The organism is Salinispora sp. H7-4, from assembly GCF_013416675.1.
Taxonomy (GTDB): Bacteria; Actinomycetota; Actinomycetes; order Mycobacteriales; family Micromonosporaceae; genus Micromonospora; species Micromonospora vitiensis.
Window position 1 is genome coordinate 20,211 of sequence record NZ_JABZED010000040.1, and the last position, 18,079, is coordinate 38,289.

The following is an 18,079-nucleotide window of genomic DNA, read 5'->3' on the forward strand; positions in this document are numbered from 1 at the left end:
TATTCTCGCCTTCTCGCGGGATGTTCCTCCCCTGTTACCACCTTGGTGTCGGCTCCACTGGCCCGCTCTTGGCGTCGGCTCACTGGCCCGTTGCGAGTTCCCGCAGGTCCGCCGCGCTCACCTCGTGGGCGTCGGGGCCCGGATCCCCCCACTGATCCCGTTTCGCGAGCAGCTGCGCGGCGAGTTCCTGCGCCCCCACCAAGGAGTGATACTCCGCCGAACCACATTGGATGACGTTCGCGAGCGGCACCTCGGTCGCGTCCTCGACGGAGCGCAGCCCGGCGGCGATGACCTCAGCCAGGTCGTCGAAACTCCACCGGCCAACCGTCCACACGTATAAACCGGTCATGCAGCCCATCGGCGCAACATTCATGATCGTGGGGTGGTGCTGGCGTACGTAGGTGCCGAGAAAGTGTTCGAGTGTGTGCATGACCGGGCCCGGCACCTGGGACACGTTCGGCTGCGCCACCCGGAAGTCCCAGAGTGCGACCGGCTGGCTCGTGCCCGGCACCGTCTGCTCGTTGACGATCCGCAGGTAGGGCGGCACCACGTGCCGATGATCCAAGTCGTGTGACTGCGGCATAACCAGGACTCCTAGGTCACTCCCGAGGCGGACTCGCCCCCAGCCTAGGAGGAATGCGCGCTCATCCTGACCGCTTCCGGTCAAGCCGGTTGCCGCTCCGGACGACCTCCGAAATCAAACCGGCCATGTCGGTGGCGCTGCCGACGGGAAGTGCTGGGCTGCCCGTCACGCCGGTCAGCTCCGTCAGCGCCGGCCCCAGCTCGGCAGCGCTGGTGACATGGGTGGTGAGCCCCGCCTCGGCGAGCAGCTGCGCGTTGGCCCGACCGTGCCCAGAAATCGGCCGATAGGTGACGGTGGGGAGCCCACCGGCCAGGGACTGCTGGCAGGTGAGCCCGCCGGCGTTCTCCACCACCACATCCACCGCCCGCATCAGGGTGGGCATGTCCTCGACCCAACCCAGGACGTGTCCGGGAAAGGCACTCAGGCGCTGGCGGAGCCGGACGTTACGCCCACACGCCACGACGGGGGTGACGCAGCCGGCGGCGAGCACATCCCGCGCGGTCCGGGCCACGTCGCCCACCCCCCAGGAGCCGGCGACGATCAACGCCAGCCGCTCCTGCTCGGGCAGGCCGAACCGGGCCCGAGCCGTACGCTGGCAGGCCGTCGCCGAGGGCGCGAAAGCGGCGGAGATCAGCGGATCGACCACCCGCACATCAGCCGCCCCACGCGCCTGTGCCTGCCGCTGCGTCCCGTCGTGAATCACGCAGTAGGTGTCGACGCCGGGCGCGACCCAGATCGGGTGGACGGCAAAATCCGTGACGTAGCTGAGCACCGGCACGGTGAGCTGCCCCGTTCCGCGCATCGGGCCGAGTAGCTGGTTGGCGAACGGGTGCGTCGTCACCACCAGGCGGGTGTCCGCGGATATCCGCGACAGCATCTGCGGTACGGCCGCCCGCAGCGCGGCCCGGAACGCGCGGACCATCGACGACGACCGGTCGGTGAACCGGAAGAGCGCGTCGTAGCTCCAGGGGAACCGCTGGAGCATGGTGCGGTAGCCCTCCCGGACGAGCCGGTGCAGCGGCCGGGGCAGGGCCGTGAAGAAGTTGAGCTGCTCCACGACGACTCCGTCGCCGGCGAGCCGGGCGGCGAGTTCGGCCGCGGCGGCGTCGTGGCCCGCGCCGATGTCGGCGGAGACAAGCAGGATCCGCAGCGGATCCGGGCCGCCGGGGCCGTCGCGACCGGCACCATCCGGGGACGTACCGGCGCGCGGACTTCTCCCGCCCGGCCGTGGCTTCACCGGCTGCGGTTACCCACCCGGTACGTCGCCATGCCCCGGTCGTGCCCGGACCGGCATACGCCCCGTCCCGGACTCCCGGCAGCCTCGCTCCTCGTGTGCGCCGAGCGTCCCGATGGTCAGCTCCCGCTCCTGGGCCCAGCTCACGAGACGAGGCAGGACCGCCAAGGCACCACGCCAGGCACCCGGGCTGGACGCATGATCCGAATCGTGCAGCAACAGCGTGCCGCCACCGTCGAGGTCCTTCACGATGGTTTCCCAGATCGCTGCCGGAGACCGGGTGGCGTCCCAGTCGCATCCCCAGGCAGTCCAGAGGCGGGGGGTCAGGCCCAGCCGCCGGCACGCCAGCAGCGCCGACATCGTCAGGACCCCGTACGGCGGCCGGTACCACAACGGTGCGGCTCCGGTGACGGCCGCGACGGCATCCCGAGCGCGGGCAATGTCGGCGTAGGTCGCGGCACGCGACCGGCACAGCAAGTTCCGGTGCTCCCATCCGTGCACCGCGAGCTCATGCCCGGCCGCCGTCATTTCCCGACCGAGCCCCGGATCGCGGTCGAGCAGCGCGCCGAGCAGAAAGAAGGTCGCCCGTACGTCGTCCCGCTCCAACGCCCTCAGAAACCGGACGGTCGAGGCACGGCGTGGCCCGTCGTCGAAGGTCAACGCGATCCGGTTGGCCGCGCCCACCCCGGCCAGCCGGGGCCAGCACCGGCGCCGCAGCACACCGCTGGCGGTGACCACCGGCAAAGCGTGCAGCATCGCCCCGCCCGCGGCGACGGCGGCCGTCCCCCTCAACCAACGGCGAAGATCGGGCCCCCCGACCCGGACGCCACCTGCCCCGACGCCACCTACCACGGCGTTTCATTACCCGCTTCGGACCCCGCTACCCGCTTCGGAACGGAGTACGGCTCCCGTCTGGGCGGCCTTGCGGTGATCGTCGTAGGCGGGCCAGCCAGCCGTCGGCCCAGTCGAGATGCGGACAACCTGTGTTCACGCACCGGGGGCAGGTCCGCCCTCCCCAGTGGCTACGAATGATCATTTCGATTCCGCGAAACACCAGGTCCAGGTCTCCCGACTCGAAGGCTCTGGTCGTGGGGTGTTCGGGTTCCGCCCGCCAGCACCAGTTGACAAACCTTTCCCTGAGGTCCGGTCTGGTGCCGTTGAGTCGGGATAGCTGATCAGTTGCCTCGGCCAGGAGCTTGCCCTGGTGAGCCAGCAGGGCTGACCTCCTGCCGCGATACTCATCCAGCAACGCGAGCCGCGCGGGCTGGCAGGGCCAGTCGGCGCCGCAGGCCCGGCACCGCCAGAGCGGGCGCATCGGGTCGTGCCCCCTTCTCACCACGACCGGCTCCCGCCCGCGTGGTGGTCACGTAGGCAGCGCTTGAGGTCACCACACCGGGGGCACCAACTGCCCGAACGGCTTTTGGTCACCAGACCCAGGATCACGCCAACGGCGAGCCCAACGGCTACGGCAGCAGCAACGACAACCATCGACGTCCCCTTCAGCCTCGCCTGTCGGCGCTCTGGGCGGGCGGCCGGTGCGCGGTCACCAGCGGCCTCCGTTGGCTCGCCACTGCTGGGCCGGGGTGAGCCAACCGACGCGGCCTACCTGGGGGCTGGCAACGGTGGGCTGGGTCATCCACACCGGCAGATTGACCGGCCTAGCTCGCTGCACCCTCACGGGGTACGGGACGTTGTTCCTCTGCTGCGGTGCGTTCACGGGAGGCGACGAGTTCTTCCTCTGCCGACGGAACCAACGACTGGGAGGCGGCGAGCTCTTCCTCTGGCGGCGGAACCAACGACTGGGGCTCATGTCTCCTCCTGCACGACTGGGGGATGGGGCGACCTATACGGGTTGCACATGGAGCACTACGTCGGGTCCATCGTGCATCATGCACACGCGGCAATGCAATCCCACGCGACTCAAATCGGGCTCACCTTCGGTGTATCTGGATTCGCGTCCGCGTGAGTACGATGCGATGCATGGCGAACTCACGGCGGTACCAACCAGGCAACATGGCTGGTCGACGGCTCGGGATGATGCTCCGGGCACTTCGAGAGGCGGCCGAGCTGAGCACGGCTCAGGTCGCGGAGCACCTTGCCAGCAGCCAGCCGAAGGTCAGCCGGATCGAGAACGCCGTATCCCCTGTGTCCAAGGGGGATCTGATGCTGATGCTCAACCTGTACGGCGTCACCGACCCGGACGAACAGGATCGGCACTGGCAGCTTGCCCGCGCCGGACGAGAGCGGGGTTGGTGGGAGTCGTACCGGGACGTCATCACCGGCTCCCTCGGGTCCTACATTGGATTCGAGAACGACGCCACGTCCTTGCAGATTTGGTCCTTGGGAGTCTTCCCCGGGCTGCTCCAGACGGAGTCGTACGCTCGTGCGCTGTTCGCCTCGGACCCCGTACGAACGGAGCCCGAGGAGGTGGATCGGCTGGTGGCGGCTCGAATGCAACGTCAGCAGCGGATCACGGAGGATGGGTTAAACCTGTGGGTCGTCCTGGACGAATCGCTGCTACGGCGCCGAATCGGGGCGGCCGATGTGCTTGCGGAGCAGGTTGAGCGAGTAGCTAATCCAGCGCCAGGGGTGACGGTTCAGGTACTACCGTCGGATATTGGCTGGCATGCTGGGCTAAACGGTTCGTTTACGATCATGGAGTTTGCGGAGTACCCCACGATCGCCTTCCGTGAGGCGCTGACCGGGGATACCCCGGTGGAGAGGGCCCGCGACGTCGGGCGATACACCTTGGCTTTCGATCACCTCCGAGCCTCTGCCTTGAGCCCGGTAGAGTCGCAGAAAGCCGCCGCGTCGGTGGCGCGGGAACTACGGAGGCAACAGCAATGAACCTCGACGGCGCCACGTGGCGCAAATCCACCCGGAGTTCCGGTTCTGGTAACGGGGACTGCGTGGAGGTCGCCGACAACCTTCCCGGCGTCGTCGGCGTCCGTGACAGCAAGGACCCCACCGGGCCGGCGCTGGTGTTCGGTCCGGAGGCGTGGCAGGCGTTCGTTACGCACGCCCGGCGCTGACAAGCACTTGAGCCCCCCAGTGCTGGCGCGCTGGGGGGCTCAAGCATGCCCGGTACTCGACGTCAGGTATCCCCCTCCAGACAGCCGATGACGGCTTCGAGCCCGGCCGTGCTCTGCTGGTGAGCGGGCCGCGAACACCCGTTCGTGAGCACGGTCATCGGCCTCGGTCGGCAAGGGTCAAACCGGTTGACGGCACGGTCAGAATTCGGAGGTGCGTGCCTTCCAGGAACTGGTTGACGAGGCAGCAGCGGCGGACGTGTCCGGCTGGAGCTTCGCCTGGCTCGACGGTCGGGCCACCGAGCAGCGACCGCCCTGGCGCTACTCACGTCTGCTCGCGTCCCGGCTGCCCCACTCCCCCGCGGCGCTGGACATCGACACCGGCGGCGGTGAGGTACTCGCCGAGGTGCCCCGGTTGGCGCCCCGGATGGTGGTCACCGAGGGCTGGCCGCCGAACGTGGAGCGCGCCCGAGCGCTGCTACAGCCCCGCGGCGTTGCGGTCGTCGCGGTCGAACCGGGACGACCGTTGCCTTTTGCCGACGCCAGTTTCCCGCTGGTGACCAGCCGCCATCCCGTCCGCCCCGACTGGTCCGAGATCGCCCGGGTGCTCCAGGACGGGGGCAGCTACCTCGCCCAGCATGTCGGGCCCGCCTCCGCGTTCGCACTCATCGAGTATTTTCGGGGCCCCCTGCCCCACGAGCGGTTCGCGCGTGACCCCCACCGGGAGGTCGCCGCCGCGCGGCGCGCCGGGTTGGAGATCGTGGAGCTGCGCACCGCCCGCTGCCGGATTGAGTTCTTCGACATCGGCGCGGTCGTCTACACCCTACGCAAGTGCGCCTGGTGGGTGCCCGACTTCGCCGTGGAGCGGCACCGCGCCCGACTCGAACGGCTCGACGCCCACATCCGCACCCACGGTGCATTCGTCGCGCACTCCACCAGAACCCTGATCGAGGCCAGCCGCGTACCCCGCCTAAGGGCACAACAATGATCGGAGCCAAGATCGGTGCCGGCCGGGAGGCGGACGTACACACGTGGTGCGACGACGCGGTCATCAAGCTGTACCGGCCCGGGCTGCTCGGACACCGCGCCGAGGCGGGAGCGCTGACCGCGCTGGCCGGGCTCGACATCGCCCCGAAACTGACCGACACGGTGGAGTGGGATAGGGCCGCCACCCACCTCGCCGTACACCAGGTGTCGGCCCCCGCCGACCTGCCGGAGCTCCGCTCGGTCTTGGCCGCCCGCATCACCGACGCCACCATGCCGACGCGGCTCCGGGACCACACGCTGCGGCTCCTCGACGGCCTACCCGAGGGGGACCGTCTCTGCCACGGGGACTACCACCCCGGCAACCTGATGCTCACCGCTGGTCGAGCCGCGGTCATCGACTGGCCCAACGCGACGCGCGGCGCACCAGCAGCCGACCATGCCCGGACGAAGCTGCTCCTGCGCTACTCCGCTCCGCTACCGGAGACATCGCGGGTGGCTCGCACGCTGGTCAGGAGCAGCCGGTCCGTGTTTGCCCGCCGCTACATCCGCGCCTACCGGGCCGGCTCGGTGCAGCCGCCATCGCCGTCGGGACCCTGGCTGGCGGTACAGGCCGCGGCTCGCCTCGCGGAAGGCATCGCGGCCGAACGAGCCACCCTCATCGCTCTTCTTGAGCGCCGCTACCACCGGACCGGGCGGTAACGGGCGGTCCTCCCTCCGGCTTCGGCGGCACGGCTCCGCCTACCTACCCCTTTACGCACACCACCTGCTTGAGGTGCGCGACCACCTCGACCAGGTCGGTCTGCTGTGCCAGCACGGCCTCGATGTCCTTGTACGCGCCGGGAATCTCGTCCACGACCCCGGCATCCTTGCGGCACTCCACCCCGGCGGTCTGCGTCGCCAGATCATCGGTGGTGAAGCTCCGCTTGGCCTGCCCCCGGGACATCCGCCGGCCCGCGCCGTGCGACGCGGAGCAGTACGCGGCCTCGTTGCCCTTACCCCGAACGATGTAGGACCCGGTCCCCATCGATCCGGGGATGATGCCCAGCTCCCCCGCACCGGCCCGGATGGCACCCTTGCGAGTGACCAACACCTCCACGCCGTCGTAGGTCTCCTCGGCGACATAGTTGTGGTGGCAGCTGATTGGCTCGTCGTAGCTCACCTGCGGGAACCGGTCCCGGACCACGGTGCAGAGCAGCGCGAGCATGACCGCGCGGTTGCGCCGCGCGTACTCCTGCGCCCACCACAGGTCCCGCCGGTAGGCGTCCATCTCCGCCGTCCCGGCGAGGAAGACCGCCAGGTCACGGTCGGGCAGGGCGGCGTTGTGCGGCAGCTTCCGGGCGATGGCCATGTGCCGCTCCGCCAACTCCTTGCCGATGTTCCGGGAGCCGGAGTGCAACATCAACCACACCCGGCCCGCATCGACACCACTCTGCTCCAGGCAGACCTCGATGAAGTGGTTTCCGCCGCCGAGGGTCCCCATCTGGTTCATCGCTCGGCTTTCCAGCCGGGCGACCCCGGCGTGCAGGTCGGTGAAGCGCCGCCAGAAGTCTTCCCATCCCGCCTGCGCCAACCCCCAGATCCGACGCGGGTTCACCGCCTTCTTGCGCTGGGCGAAGCCGACCGGGATCGCGTCCTCGATGGCGTGCCGCAGCCCCGCGAGGTCGTCCGGCAGGTCGGCCGCGGTCAGCGAGGTCCGCACGGCCGACATGCCGCAGCCGATATCGACACCAACGGCGGCCGGCGAGACGGCCTGCCGCATCGCGATGACCGAGCCGACGGTGGCGCCCTTACCGAAATGCACGTCGGGCATCACGGCGACGCCCTGCACCCAGGGCAGGGTGCCGATGTTGCGGAGTTGCGCAGCGGCCTGCGGTTCGATGCTGTACGGATCGGTCCACACCCGGACCGGAGCCCGGGTGAAGGGCAGCACGGCGTACGTCATGATTGGCACTTCCCGACGGTCACGATTTCACAGGTCTACCGAAAACCGGGTCGCGTGCTCGTGCTCGGCGACTACGGTCTCGACCTCGTCCGCCCAGTATTGCGAAGACAACCGTAGAGATCACCGGATTATTGGGGCTGGCCCCGTCCTGCGACAATGCGTCCGTGGAATCGCCTGTCATCAGCACGGTTGACCGGAGCCGACGATGGTGGAGTGCGCTGCGGCTCGCCCTGGTCCTACTGTGGCTGGTGACGGCGATTGCCGCCTGGTGGACGACTCCGCGGGAGCAGAGCTACGAGAAGGCGCGTGCCGAAGCCGCGGCCAGCCGCGTGACAGCCTTTCAGTGGGGCGACCAATGGAACAGCACCGAAGCGGATGGTTGGTTCGGAACTCCCGATCTGCGACAGAGCTCCAGCCAGCTCGGGCCATTCTTCGCGTGGAAAACCTCCGATGGTCGGTCGTACTGGACCGACACCACCACTTTCGAGCAGGTAGGGGTTTCCATCGACGATGACGGCTATTTTGGGCCTGGAGCCGCCGGCATCGCGCAGCAGCTACGCGCCGCCGGGATCGAGCAGCGAGGCGGCACCCTGCCCCCGGGGGCATCCAGCACGGCCGGGATAGCCTTCCTTCTCGCCGTGGTCATTCTTGGCGTCGTAATCGCCGGTCCACCGCCACGCCGGGGCACCCGATGGTTCTGGTTTTGGCTGATCTACATAACACCGCTGGGTCTCGGCTTGTTGTTCTGGCTGGTCCGGGAGCATCCGTGGGCACGTTCGGCCCCTCATGCCGCCCCCTCCGGCGACGGCGAACGGCGAGACCGCGGCACTCTCGGCCTCGCCATCGGCCTAATCCTGACAATCTTGCACATCGCCGTCGTGCCGATCCTGCACAAAGTCCTCGGCGACTGGTGGGTTCCGCAGCCCGGCGCCTAACGCTTGCCCGATCTACAGTGGCCTCATGCCGCGACTCGCCTCCCCCGCACTGCCGCGCGGCTCGATGGCGGCGCTGACGCAACCCGAGCTCACCGCGCAGGATCTGCTGCTTCGCCCCTGGCAACCGTCAGATCGGCGCGCTGTCGTGGCTGGCTACGCCGACCCAACCATCCAGCGCTGGCACTGTCGCTCGATGACCGACGACGAAGCTGATGACTGGATAGCCGCCTGGTCCGACCGCTGGAGCGGGGAGACCGGCGCCGGTTGGGCCGTGCTGGCCGCGGAACACGTCGTAGGACAGATCAGCCTGCGCCGGGTGGACCTGGCCGAGGGCTTGGCGGAGGTGTCGTACTGGGTGCTGCCGGAGGCGCGCGGTCGTCGGGTCGCCCCCCGCGCGCTGGCCGCGGTCACCACCTGGTCCTTCGCCACCCTCCGGCTCCACCGCGTCGAACTCTGCCACTCGACGGTGAACACCGCATCCTGCCGGGTCGCGCAGTACGCCGGCTTCACGATGGAAGGCACGAAGCGCGCCGAGGCCCGCCACACCGATGGCTGGCACGACATGCACCTCCACTCCCGTCTCGACAACGACCGGTGAACGCACCCCTATCCGAAGGCTTTCGACAACGCGGTACTTGGCAGCACGCTGTTCGGCCTGGCCGCGTTCTTCACCTCGATCAGCAATGTGCTCACGATGTCGCTGCGCCAAGCGCTCATCCCCGAGGAACTGTTCGGTCGGGTGCTGGGCGCCTACCGGACACTGGTCTGGGGTGGTATCCCGATCGGCGCCCTCGCCGGCGGCGCGCTGGCGGCGGCTACCAGCATTCCCACCGCCTTCGCCGTCAGCGGAGTCGGAGGTTTCCTCGTCGCCCTGTGGATGGCCACGTTGCTGTATCGGCACCGGGCCGAACTAGCTGCCGCCTTTGCGCCGTCGCCAGCTGGTCGGAAGGTGGCCTAGTCGTCAACCGGTAGCGGGAGGCCCGGCCGGTGGCCGGGTCCCGTTGCTGCTCAGCTGGGCACTCGCGGCCACCGTCTCCTCGGTCGGTTCCCGGCGCAGCAGCTCATAGGTGTCGAAGGCATTCCGCAGGTCGCCTGGGGCTGTCAGACAGCGCGCCAGCGCCACGGCGTCCGCCAGCGCCATCGAGGCGCCCTGTGCGGCGGCCGGTGATGCCGCGTGCGCGGCATCACCGGCCAACACCATCGATCCGTTGTGCCATTTTGGGGTGGTGGGGATGTCGTAGGAGTTACTGCCCACGATGGTGTCGCCGGTCGCCGCGACGATCTCCGCTGCCGGTCCGGAGTCGTCGCGAAACATGTCCAGCACGCGGCGCTGCCAATCCTCAGGCCGGATCCGCTGGGTCAGCTCGGTGGCGTTGAACCGGGCAAACCACCAGGTACGCCCGGCCGATGGTGTCGTGTACCCGAAGAAGGCCCGACTGCCAAACATCATGTGGTACGCGTCGGGCGCGGTGCGGCCCCGACCTTCCGCGGCATACCCGTAGACGACGTGCTGGCCGGTGTAGCGCGGACGTGGTGCGTCGGGGTCGATGACGTGACGGACCACTGAATGAAGCCCGTCGGCACCGACGAGGAAGTCGCCGTGGACCACACTGCCGTCGGCGAAGGAGGCCCGAATACCGCCGTCCTCAACCGTGGCGTTGACCAGCCGGCGACCGTGGTCGATGCGCACTCCACGGCGAGTTGCCTCACCCTGCAGCACCCGGTAGAGCGCCGCTCGGGTGAGCGTCCGTCCTGGTGGATCGATGGCCCGTTGTTCCAGCAGGCTGCCGCTGGCGTCGAGGAGGGACACCGCATTCGCCGGGTACGACGCGTCGATCACCGCCTGGTCGGCTTCGATCTCGTGCAGTGCGGCCATGCCGTTGTGCATGATCGTGAGGAAAGCGCCGGCGTCCTCACCCCCGCTCGGGTACGCCTCGTAGATAACAGAGCTGATGCCGACAGTCCGTAGGGCGATGGCGGTGGCGGTGCCCGCGATGCCACCCCCGGCGATGAGAGCAGTGGTCACTCGGGACAGGCTACGAGATATCGGCGGTGTCCGACAATCGAGTCAATGGGGTATTGTGCCTCGCACTCGACCGGGTACGACAGCGACAGTCTGGAGTAGAGCGATGGTGCGGGAGCGAGCACTGCGCAAGAGTTGCCGGGCGCTGCTGCGTGAACTGGACATTCGCCCACCGCTCGACGTGCGGGAACTGTGTCGTCGGCTCGCTGAACGCCGCGGCCGGCCAATCCGCTTGGTGCCCTACCCGATCCAGATTCCCGGCCCTTTCGGGCTGTGGGTCATGACCGATTCCGCGGATGTAATCTTCTTCCAGAAGGAGACCACAGCGCCACACCAGGACCACATCATCCTGCATGAGATCGGCCATATCATCGCCGATCACCCCAGCGACGAGACCGAAAGCGAAGGGCTCGACCTGCTCACGCCGGTGAAACCCAACGGCACCACCCGCGCCCTCCGTCGCACCTGCTACGACTCCGCCCACGAGCGGGAAGCCGAACTGGTGGCGACAGTCATCCTGGAGTGGGCCAGCGTGCTGAATCCGCTGCACCGCACGGCTTCTTCCCACGACCATCCGGGCGTCGATCGCATTGGCACGTCCCTCGATCACCACCACGGTTGGATGTAGCTATGGCTCCTGCTCTGCTGACGGCAGTGGTCGTAACGCTCTGGATCGGAGTGGCGAACAAGAGCATTCAGCTGTCCCGCGCTCCTGATGACTATCCGCTACGGGCCCTGACGGCGTGCATCGCCTGCATCGCCGCCATGTTCACCCTCGGCCTCCCCTCGGTGTCGGGTGTGCTGGACCGATTCGCAACCGGTCTACACTCCCTGACGATCAACCTCGGCATCATGACAGCGGTCTACTTCCTCCTGGCGTTCTTCACCTATACGGTGCGCGGCCCAGCAGCTCAACGCCGGGTACGTCTGGAGGCGCTGCTACTGCTAGCAGCCCTGGCGGTTGTCACTACCACCTGGAGCATCGCACCGCTCGCCGTCCAAACCGCGCCAGCCTCGACCGCGGTCGGTGACGATCCACACGCCACGGTGTTCGTGCTCGCAGTGCTTGGCTACCTGGGATACGTTCACTCCCAGACCCTGTGGTGGTGTGTCGGCTTCATCCGGGTCACTCGAGTTGCTCGGCTCCGGCATGGGCTGATCATGATCTGCCTGGCAGTAGTCACCTACCTCGCCGCCGAACTGACCAAGTCAGCACTGGCCATTGCCCAACTCGTGGACGCACTCCCCCAGCCGACCGTCGAAACGATCAACAGTACGTACGTAGCACTGATCGGAGTCGGCACCCTGATCTTTGTTGTCGGCGTCAGCTACTCGGCGTTTGCCGGAATGCTGGCCGCCGCCGCGATCTGGAGGGCGCATCGCCGCCAGTACCGCGAACTGCAACCACTGTGGTCGGCGCTGCATGAAGCCTTCCCCGACCTGGCGTTGTCGCGGCTTGAGACGCGGCCCTGGTACAAGTTGTTCGGCCAGCACGGCACCCATCGTCGCTTCTACCGACGGATGATCGAGATCCGCGACGGGCTGGTGCAACTCGCCCCCTACTACGACCGCGCCGCGATGGCGAACATGGAGGCAGAGCTGCGTCGGGCGGGCAGGTCGGACGCCGACATCGCCGACATCACCCGGATGACGATGATCACGGCGGCATTACGGGCGAAAGCCACGGACGCACCGGTGGCGGCCGCCGAACCGATGGTGATCGACGGCGGCCATGACCTGGATTCCGACGCCCGCTCGCTGGTTCGCATCGCCCGTCGGATGAGAGATCATCGGCCCAGTGGCGGAAGCACGCCCGACTCCAGTTCGATCTCGGCCGCCCCGTGATCGGCCGGATACCACCGGGAGACCGGGCATGCATCCACCGACGCGACACTATAGTTAACCCCTATCATGGTCAACTCATTCCTTCAGCGAATCCGTTAACCAGAGGTGACACATGACCCGGGAGGGCAGTAGCACAGCCGCGAGTGGGTCCAGCCCGGCCTCGGTCGCCGGCCGCAGGTCAGGTCCCGATTCGTCTGCCCAGTCGACGGTGGCCGAGCGCCTGAACGAACTGTTCGCCACGGTGACCTGGGTCGACCAGCAGGGCCGCCGGCGTGAGTATTCAACGCCCCAGGTTGCGCGGGCTATCAGCGACGACCCTGCCCACGACACCACCGTGTCCCGGGTCTATCTGGCGACCCTCCGGTCCGGCACCAACACCAACCCAACCGTCGCCGTACTCAGGGCCATCGCCCGCTTCTTCGAGCAGCGGCGGGCCGACGAAGCCCCGCCCATCACCGCCTCCTACTTTCTGGATGAGGACGACGAATCCCAGGAGTTCCGTCGACAGCTCGCCGACCGACAGGTACGGATGATCGCCATGCGAGCCGGCAACATGACTCCGGCGGTACGGCGTCAGGTCCTTCAGATGCTGGACATCCTCGATCAACCTGCGTCCGACGAGTCCACTACCGGTCAAGACCGGGGCTAGCGCCACAAGCCAGCTCAGATGTCACCCATCGGTGCAGCAGATCCACGTGCTCACCGTCAGAATCGACTCGCTCCGCCGCTACATCGCCCGTGAAGGGCGGTGCTCGTCATGATCGGGCTCGCCGGGCGACCGTGGCAGCCAGATGCCGACGTCTCATGGGGGACGCCCAGGCACGCGGATCGGGTACTATCTGGCTCGGGTCGAGAGGCGCTGCGACGGGCAGAGCCCGCCACGCTCGGCCCTGATCTGTTAAAAGCAAGGGCGCCTCCGAGCTTTGGAGGCGGCCGCTTGAGCGCGTTACTGAGCCAGAAGAGCACGGCATCGTCGCTGCGGCAGCTGATGTCGCAGCGGGTTCTGGTGCTGGACGGCGCCTGGGGCACGATGCTGCAGGCCGCGAAGCTCACCGCCGCGGACTATCGAGGCGACCTGATCGTCGACCACCCGCAGGACGTCACTGGCGACCCCGACCTGCTCAACCTCACCCGACCTGACGTCATCCTGGACGTACACCGGCAGTATCTGGCCGCCGGCGCCGATATCACCACCACCAATACCTTCACGGCGACGAGCATCGGCCAGGCCGACTACGGGCTTGAGTCACTGGTTCGGGAGATGAACGTTCAGGGCGCGCGGCTGGCCCGGCAGGCGGCGGACGAGTTCGACAACCGCTTCGTGGCCGGCTCGATCGGGCCGCTGAACGTGACGCTGTCGCTGTCGCCGCGGGTCGAGGACCCGGCGTATCGCGCCGTCGACTTCGACGAGGTGCGCAACGCGTACGCGGAGCAGATCTCGGCCTTGGCCGAGGGCGGTGTCGACCTCCTGCTGATCGAGACGATCTTCGACACGTTGAACGCGAAAGCGGCAATCGCCGCAGCTCGTGAGGTCGCGCCGCAGCTGCCGCTGTGGATTTCCGTCACCATCGTCGACCTCAGCGGCCGGACGCTGTCGGGGCAGACGGTGGAGGCATTCTGGCGCTCGGTAGAGCGGGCCGACCCGCTGGTCGTCGGCGTGAACTGCTCGCTGGGTGCGGCCGAGATGCGCCCGCACGTCGAGGAGCTTTCCAAGATCGCCGGAAGCTACGTGGCGTGTCACCCCAACGCCGGTCTGCCGAACGCTTTCGGCGGCTACGACCAGACGCCGGAGGAAACCGCCGGGCTGATCGGCGAGTTTGCCGCGTCCGGCCTCCTCAACATCGCCGGTGGCTGCTGCGGCACCTCACCGGAGCACATCGCCCGGATCGCCGCCGCCGTGGCCGGCATCCCGCCGCGGACGGTTGCCGCCCAGCCTGAAGCCACCCGGTTCAGTGGGTTGGAGCCGTTCGCGATCGGACCGGACACCGGGTTCGTGATGATCGGTGAGCGCACCAACGTCACCGGCTCGGCCAAGTTCCGTCGGCTCATCGAGTCGGACAACTATCAGGGCGCGGTCGACGTGGCCCTGGAGCAGGTCCGCGGCGGCGCCAACCTGCTCGACGTCAACATGGACGCGGACCTGCTCGACAGCGAGCACGCCATGACGACCTTCCTCAACCTCATCGCCACCGAGCCCGAGGTCGCTCGGATCCCGGTGGTGATCGACAGCTCGAAGTGGACGGTGCTCGAAGCCGGCCTCAAGTGCGTGCAGGGCAAGGCCGTGGTCAACTCCATCAGCCTCAAGGAAGGCACGGAGTCGTTCCTGGCGCAGGCCCGCCGGATCCACGACTACGGTGCCGGCGTGGTGGTGATGGCCTTCGACGAGGACGGCCAGGCCGACACCACCGACCGGAAGGTGTCCATCTGCGCCCGGGCCTACGATCTGCTCGTCGAGCAGGTCGGGTTCGCGCCGGAGGACATCATCTTCGACCCGAACGTCCTCGCGGTCGCCACCGGCATCGCCGAGCACAACGGGTACGCGAAGGCGTTCATCGACGCCCTCCCGCTGATCAAGGCACGTTGCCCGGGTGCCCGCACCAGCGGTGGCATCTCCAACCTGTCATTCTCCTTCCGGGGCAACGACGTGGTTCGCGAGGCGATGCATTCGGCGTTCCTGCTGCACGCTGTCCGCGCCGGGTTGGACATGGGCATCGTCAACGCCGGCCAGCTCGCGGTGTACGCCGACATCCCCGCCGACCTCGTCGAGCTCGTCGAGGACGTGATCTTCGACCGGCACCCGGACGCCACCGACCGCCTGGTCACCTTCGCGTCGACCGTCACCGGTTCCGGCACGAAGCGTGCGGTCGACCTCTCCTGGCGCGAGACGCCGGTGCACGAGCGGCTCTCGTACGCGCTGGTCCACGGCATCGTCGACTTCATCGAAGAGGACACGGAGGAGGCCCGGCAGGGCCTCCCCCGACCCCTCAACGTCATCGAGGGTCCGCTGATGGACGGAATGAAGATCGTCGGCGACCTCTTCGGCGCCGGCAAGATGTTCCTGCCGCAGGTGGTCAAGAGCGCCCGGGTCATGAAGCGCTCGGTCGCCTACCTCGAACCGTTCATGGAAGCCGAGAAGGAGCAGGCCCGCCTGGAGGGCCGGATCGACCCCGGCCGCGGGCAGGGCAAGGTCGTGCTGGCGACCGTGAAGGGCGATGTGCACGACATCGGCAAGAACATCGTCGGCGTGGTCCTGGGCTGCAACAACTACGAGGTCATCGACCTGGGCGTGATGGTTCCGGCCGGCCGGATTCTGGACACAGCCGTCGCCGAGGGCGCCGACGCGATCGGCCTGTCCGGCTTGATCACGCCGTCACTGGACGAGATGGTCGCCGTCGGCGCCGAGATGCAGCGCCGCGGCCTCAAGATGCCCCTGCTGATCGGCGGGGCCACCACATCGCGTCAACACACCGCCGTACGCATCGCCCCCGCGTACGACGGCACGACCGTGCACGTGCTCGACGCGTCCCGGGTCGTCGGCGTGGTCTCCGACCTGCTCGACGACGGCCGGGCCCGCGAGCTGGACCGCGCCAACCGCGCAGAGCAGGAGCAGCTGCGCGAGGCGCATGCCAACCGGCGCTCCCAGCCGATGCTCGGCTTGGCTGAGGCCCGCGCGAACCGCGAGCAGGTCGACTTCAGCGACCTGCCGACCCCGGCCTTCACCGGCTGGCGGACGGTCCAGCCCACCCTGCCCGAGCTGCGCGAGATGATCGACTGGCAGTTCCTGTTTCTGGCCTGGGAGCTCAAGGGCAAGTTCCCGGCGATCCTGGATCAGCCGGTCGCCCGCGAGCTCTACGACGACGCCAACACCCTGTTGGACAAGATCACGAAGGATGGCTCCTTCCAGGCCCGAGGCGTCTACGGCTTCTGGCCCGCACACTCCGAGGGCGACGACATCGTCCTCGGCAACGCGGTGCGCCTGCCGATGCTACGCCAGCAGACGGTGAAACCGGCCGGCCGCAACAACCGCTGCCTGGCCGACTACGTCGCCCCCGAAGGTGATCACCTGGGTGGCTTCGCCGTGACCATCCACGGCGCCGACTCCCTGGCCGCGCACTACGAGGCCCAGCACGACGACTACCGCGCGATCATGGTCAAGGCGCTGGCCGACCGGCTTGCCGAAGCCTTCGCCGAGTACATCCACCTGAAGGCCCGCCGCGACTGGTTCGAGCCAGACGCCACGCCGGACCTCGCCGACCTGCACGCCGAACGCTTCCGGGGCATCCGGCCGGCGCTCGGCTATCCCGCCAGCCCGGACCACAGCGAGAAGCAGGACCTGTTCGACCTGCTGAAGGCCACCGAGCTCGGCATCGGCCTGACGGAGTCCTTCGCGATGACGCCGGCCGCCAGCGTCAGTGGGCTGATCTTCGCCAACCCGGCGGCGAAATACTTCACCGTGGGCCGGATCGGCAGGGACCAGATCGAAGACTACGCCGCCCGCCGCGCCATCAGCGTCGCCGACGCCGAGCGGTGGCTGCGACCCAATCTGGCCTATGAACCGTCCTGACGCCGGCCGCGTCCGAACCAACCACGTGGTGTGCCGGCCGGGTGGGAGCGCCACGCCGAAGCGTCGTCGGGCATTCGCCTCCACGCCGACCGTAGAGAGACCGACGACGACGCCAGCTGGACGTGGGAGCTGCTGAAGTCGTGGTATGGGGGGGATACACCATGCTCGCAAAGGCTGCCCGGCACCTTTTAGGCGCGGTTGTGGCCTGGTGGGTGTTCGTCGCGCAGGCGGCCGTCGCCTACACAGGGCTGTTCGCACTTGCGGTGTTGACCAATGCACCGCTGGGTGGTCGGCTAGCCGGGCCGATGACGGTGCTGCTTGCTGCCGTGCTCGGCACCGTTCTGGTGCCGCTGCTGTTCTTGCCAGCCGGCCTGGTCGGCGAGGCGGCCACGAAACATGGGCGTCTCTTTCTGAGGTTGGTGATGACGTTCACCGCCACCGCCACGCTGACCTCGATCTATATTGTCGTCGTGGCGGTAGCAACCGACGCGTCGGCTGCCGGCACAATGCTGGCGTGCCTGGGCAGCATGGTCGCTGTGCTCAGCCCCACCGTGGCCTACGTCGTCGTCGCCCACGCCATGTTGAGGACTAATTCGATCCGGCGGCATTTCCCGTCGCCGGCATCAGCCCCGGTTCGCACCTAGCCGGAGCGCCCCCGCGCCGGCATGCAGTACCGCGGGGGTGCGGTCGGGCGCACTGGCCGCGGTCTGGTGCTACGCGGTCTCGACTCGACAGGCCCGGGCAGGTCAAGACGCATGAATCGCCCATTCCGTACCTATCATCACCTAGGGGGGCAAAGAGTCGTCAATGTGATGGGAAATCATGAACAGAAACGCAAAGGTGATGACCACCCGCGCCACCGCGACCGCTGCGGTAGCCGCCACCACCGCATTCGTGATGATGGGCAACGTGGTCAACGCCGCGCCCGTCGGCCCGA

The 18,079-nt window shown here is 68.1% G+C and carries 17 protein-coding genes, 1 pseudogene and 1 riboswitch; of the genes and pseudogenes, 12 read left to right on the forward strand and 6 right to left on the reverse strand.

From position 1 onward, the window contains the following. Positions 1–79: 79 nt before the first annotated feature. The 4 genes from H0524_RS16680 to H0524_RS24950 all read right to left on the reverse strand — a co-directional run bounded on the left by H0524_RS16680 (position 80) and on the right by H0524_RS24950 (position 3,132). A complete protein-coding gene (locus H0524_RS16680) occupies positions 80–583 on the reverse strand; it encodes an S-ribosylhomocysteine lyase (RefSeq protein ID WP_180199472.1) in 504 nt (167 codons plus the stop codon). Between the two features lie 61 nt (positions 584–644). Then, complete coding sequence (locus tag H0524_RS16685) at positions 645–1,820, reverse strand: UDP-N-acetylglucosamine--LPS N-acetylglucosamine transferase (RefSeq protein ID WP_180199473.1); 1,176 nt, start codon at positions 1,818–1,820, stop codon at positions 645–647. A gap of 9 nt (positions 1,821–1,829) precedes the next feature. Beyond that, entirely contained in the window at positions 1,830–2,669 is an 840-nt protein-coding gene (locus H0524_RS16690) for a polysaccharide deacetylase family protein (RefSeq protein WP_180199474.1), read from the reverse strand. Between the two features lie 28 nt (positions 2,670–2,697). Continuing rightward, a complete protein-coding gene (locus H0524_RS24950) occupies positions 2,698–3,132 on the reverse strand; it encodes a flavin reductase (protein ID WP_255436008.1) in 435 nt (144 codons plus the stop codon). 719 nt (positions 3,133–3,851) lie between these two features. Between H0524_RS24950 and H0524_RS16695 the strand changes: the two genes are divergently transcribed. The 4 genes from H0524_RS16695 to H0524_RS16710 all read left to right on the forward strand — a co-directional run bounded on the left by H0524_RS16695 (position 3,852) and on the right by H0524_RS16710 (position 6,532). Then, complete coding sequence (locus tag H0524_RS16695) at positions 3,852–4,664, forward strand: helix-turn-helix transcriptional regulator (protein ID WP_180199486.1); 813 nt, start codon at positions 3,852–3,854, stop codon at positions 4,662–4,664. After that, positions 4,661–4,849, forward strand: a complete 189-nt coding sequence (locus H0524_RS16700; protein WP_180199475.1) for a DUF397 domain-containing protein — start codon at positions 4,661–4,663, stop codon at positions 4,847–4,849. The genes H0524_RS16695 and H0524_RS16700 overlap by 4 nt, the downstream gene beginning before the upstream one ends. Before the next feature lie 211 nt (positions 4,850–5,060). After that, a complete protein-coding gene (locus tag H0524_RS16705; RefSeq protein WP_180199476.1) occupies positions 5,061–5,834 on the forward strand; it encodes a class I SAM-dependent methyltransferase in 774 nt (257 codons plus the stop codon). Continuing rightward, the gene (locus H0524_RS16710; RefSeq protein WP_180199477.1) at positions 5,831–6,532 is read left to right on the forward strand and encodes a phosphotransferase family protein; all 702 of its coding nucleotides are present in this window, start codon (positions 5,831–5,833) and stop codon (positions 6,530–6,532) included. The genes H0524_RS16705 and H0524_RS16710 overlap by 4 nt, the downstream gene beginning before the upstream one ends. Positions 6,533–6,575: 43 nt before the next feature. On the opposite strand, the gene H0524_RS16715 is transcribed toward H0524_RS16710, so the two are convergent. Then, positions 6,576–7,775 (reverse strand): RtcB family protein, encoded by a 1,200-nt coding sequence (locus tag H0524_RS16715; RefSeq protein WP_180199478.1) that lies wholly within the window; start codon positions 7,773–7,775, stop codon positions 6,576–6,578. A 164-nt stretch (positions 7,776–7,939) separates the two neighbouring features. On the opposite strand from H0524_RS16715, the gene H0524_RS16720 reads away from it, so the two are divergent. The 3 genes and pseudogenes from H0524_RS16720 to H0524_RS16730 form a co-directional block, all read left to right on the forward strand. After that, positions 7,940–8,710 (forward strand): hypothetical protein, encoded by a 771-nt coding sequence (locus H0524_RS16720; RefSeq protein WP_180199479.1) that lies wholly within the window; start codon positions 7,940–7,942, stop codon positions 8,708–8,710. Positions 8,711–8,735: 25 nt separating this feature from the next. Next, the gene (locus H0524_RS16725; protein WP_180199480.1) at positions 8,736–9,308 is read left to right on the forward strand and encodes a GNAT family N-acetyltransferase; all 573 of its coding nucleotides are present in this window, start codon (positions 8,736–8,738) and stop codon (positions 9,306–9,308) included. A gap of 24 nt (positions 9,309–9,332) precedes the next feature. Next, positions 9,333–9,668, forward strand: a pseudogene (locus H0524_RS16730) (MFS transporter); the annotation flags it as partial. 3 nt (positions 9,669–9,671) lie between these two features. Here the strand turns inward: H0524_RS16730 and H0524_RS16735 are convergent. Then, on the reverse strand, positions 9,672–10,736 hold the full coding sequence (locus H0524_RS16735) for an FAD-dependent monooxygenase (RefSeq protein ID WP_180199481.1): 1,065 nt from the start codon (positions 10,734–10,736) through the stop codon (positions 9,672–9,674). A gap of 103 nt (positions 10,737–10,839) precedes the next feature. Here H0524_RS16735 and H0524_RS16740 point away from each other — a divergent pair, with 103 nt between their 5' ends. From H0524_RS16740 to H0524_RS16760, 5 genes are all read left to right on the forward strand, one after another. Further along, positions 10,840–11,361 carry a hypothetical protein gene (locus H0524_RS16740; protein ID WP_255436009.1) on the forward strand — a complete coding sequence of 174 codons (522 nt, stop codon included), beginning with the start codon at positions 10,840–10,842 and terminating at the stop codon, positions 11,359–11,361. A gap of 2 nt (positions 11,362–11,363) precedes the next feature. Next, positions 11,364–12,578 carry an MAB_1171c family putative transporter gene (locus H0524_RS16745; protein WP_180199482.1) on the forward strand — a complete coding sequence of 405 codons (1,215 nt, stop codon included), beginning with the start codon at positions 11,364–11,366 and terminating at the stop codon, positions 12,576–12,578. A 208-nt stretch (positions 12,579–12,786) separates the two neighbouring features. Further along, complete coding sequence (locus tag H0524_RS16750; protein WP_180199483.1) at positions 12,787–13,227, forward strand: hypothetical protein; 441 nt, start codon at positions 12,787–12,789, stop codon at positions 13,225–13,227. A 196-nt stretch (positions 13,228–13,423) separates the two neighbouring features. Next, positions 13,424–13,501: riboswitch (S-adenosyl-L-homocysteine riboswitch) on the forward strand. 65 nt (positions 13,502–13,566) lie between these two features. Then, a complete protein-coding gene (metH, locus tag H0524_RS16755; protein WP_375372006.1) occupies positions 13,567–17,142 on the forward strand; it encodes a methionine synthase in 3,576 nt (1,191 codons plus the stop codon). Positions 17,143–17,303: 161 nt separating this feature from the next. Further along, positions 17,304–17,786, forward strand: a complete 483-nt coding sequence (locus tag H0524_RS16760) for a hypothetical protein (RefSeq protein ID WP_180199489.1) — start codon at positions 17,304–17,306, stop codon at positions 17,784–17,786. Positions 17,787–18,079: the final 293 nt, after the last annotated feature.

Bases quoted from the DNA above. Each gene is read 5' to 3' on its own strand.
- H0524_RS16760 (WP_180199489.1), top strand. From the start codon at position 17,304: ATGCTCGCAAAGGCTGCCCGGCACCTTTTAGGCGCGGTTGTGGCCTGG.
- H0524_RS16710 (WP_180199477.1), top strand. From the start codon at position 5,831: ATGATCGGAGCCAAGATCGGTGCCGGCCGGGAGGCGGACGTACACACG.
- H0524_RS16695 (WP_180199486.1), top strand. From the start codon at position 3,852: ATGATGCTCCGGGCACTTCGAGAGGCGGCCGAGCTGAGCACGGCTCAG.
- H0524_RS24950 (WP_255436008.1), bottom strand. From the start codon at position 3,132: ATGCGCCCGCTCTGGCGGTGCCGGGCCTGCGGCGCCGACTGGCCCTGC.
- metH (WP_375372006.1), top strand. From the start codon at position 13,567: ATGTCGCAGCGGGTTCTGGTGCTGGACGGCGCCTGGGGCACGATGCTG.
- H0524_RS16725 (WP_180199480.1), top strand. From the start codon at position 8,736: ATGCCGCGACTCGCCTCCCCCGCACTGCCGCGCGGCTCGATGGCGGCG.
- H0524_RS16745 (WP_180199482.1), top strand. From the start codon at position 11,364: ATGGCTCCTGCTCTGCTGACGGCAGTGGTCGTAACGCTCTGGATCGGA.
- H0524_RS16740 (WP_255436009.1), top strand. From the start codon at position 10,840: ATGGTGCGGGAGCGAGCACTGCGCAAGAGTTGCCGGGCGCTGCTGCGT.
- H0524_RS16700 (WP_180199475.1), top strand. From the start codon at position 4,661: ATGAACCTCGACGGCGCCACGTGGCGCAAATCCACCCGGAGTTCCGGT.
- H0524_RS16680 (WP_180199472.1), bottom strand. From the start codon at position 583: ATGCCGCAGTCACACGACTTGGATCATCGGCACGTGGTGCCGCCCTAC.
- H0524_RS16715 (WP_180199478.1), bottom strand. From the start codon at position 7,775: ATGACGTACGCCGTGCTGCCCTTCACCCGGGCTCCGGTCCGGGTGTGG.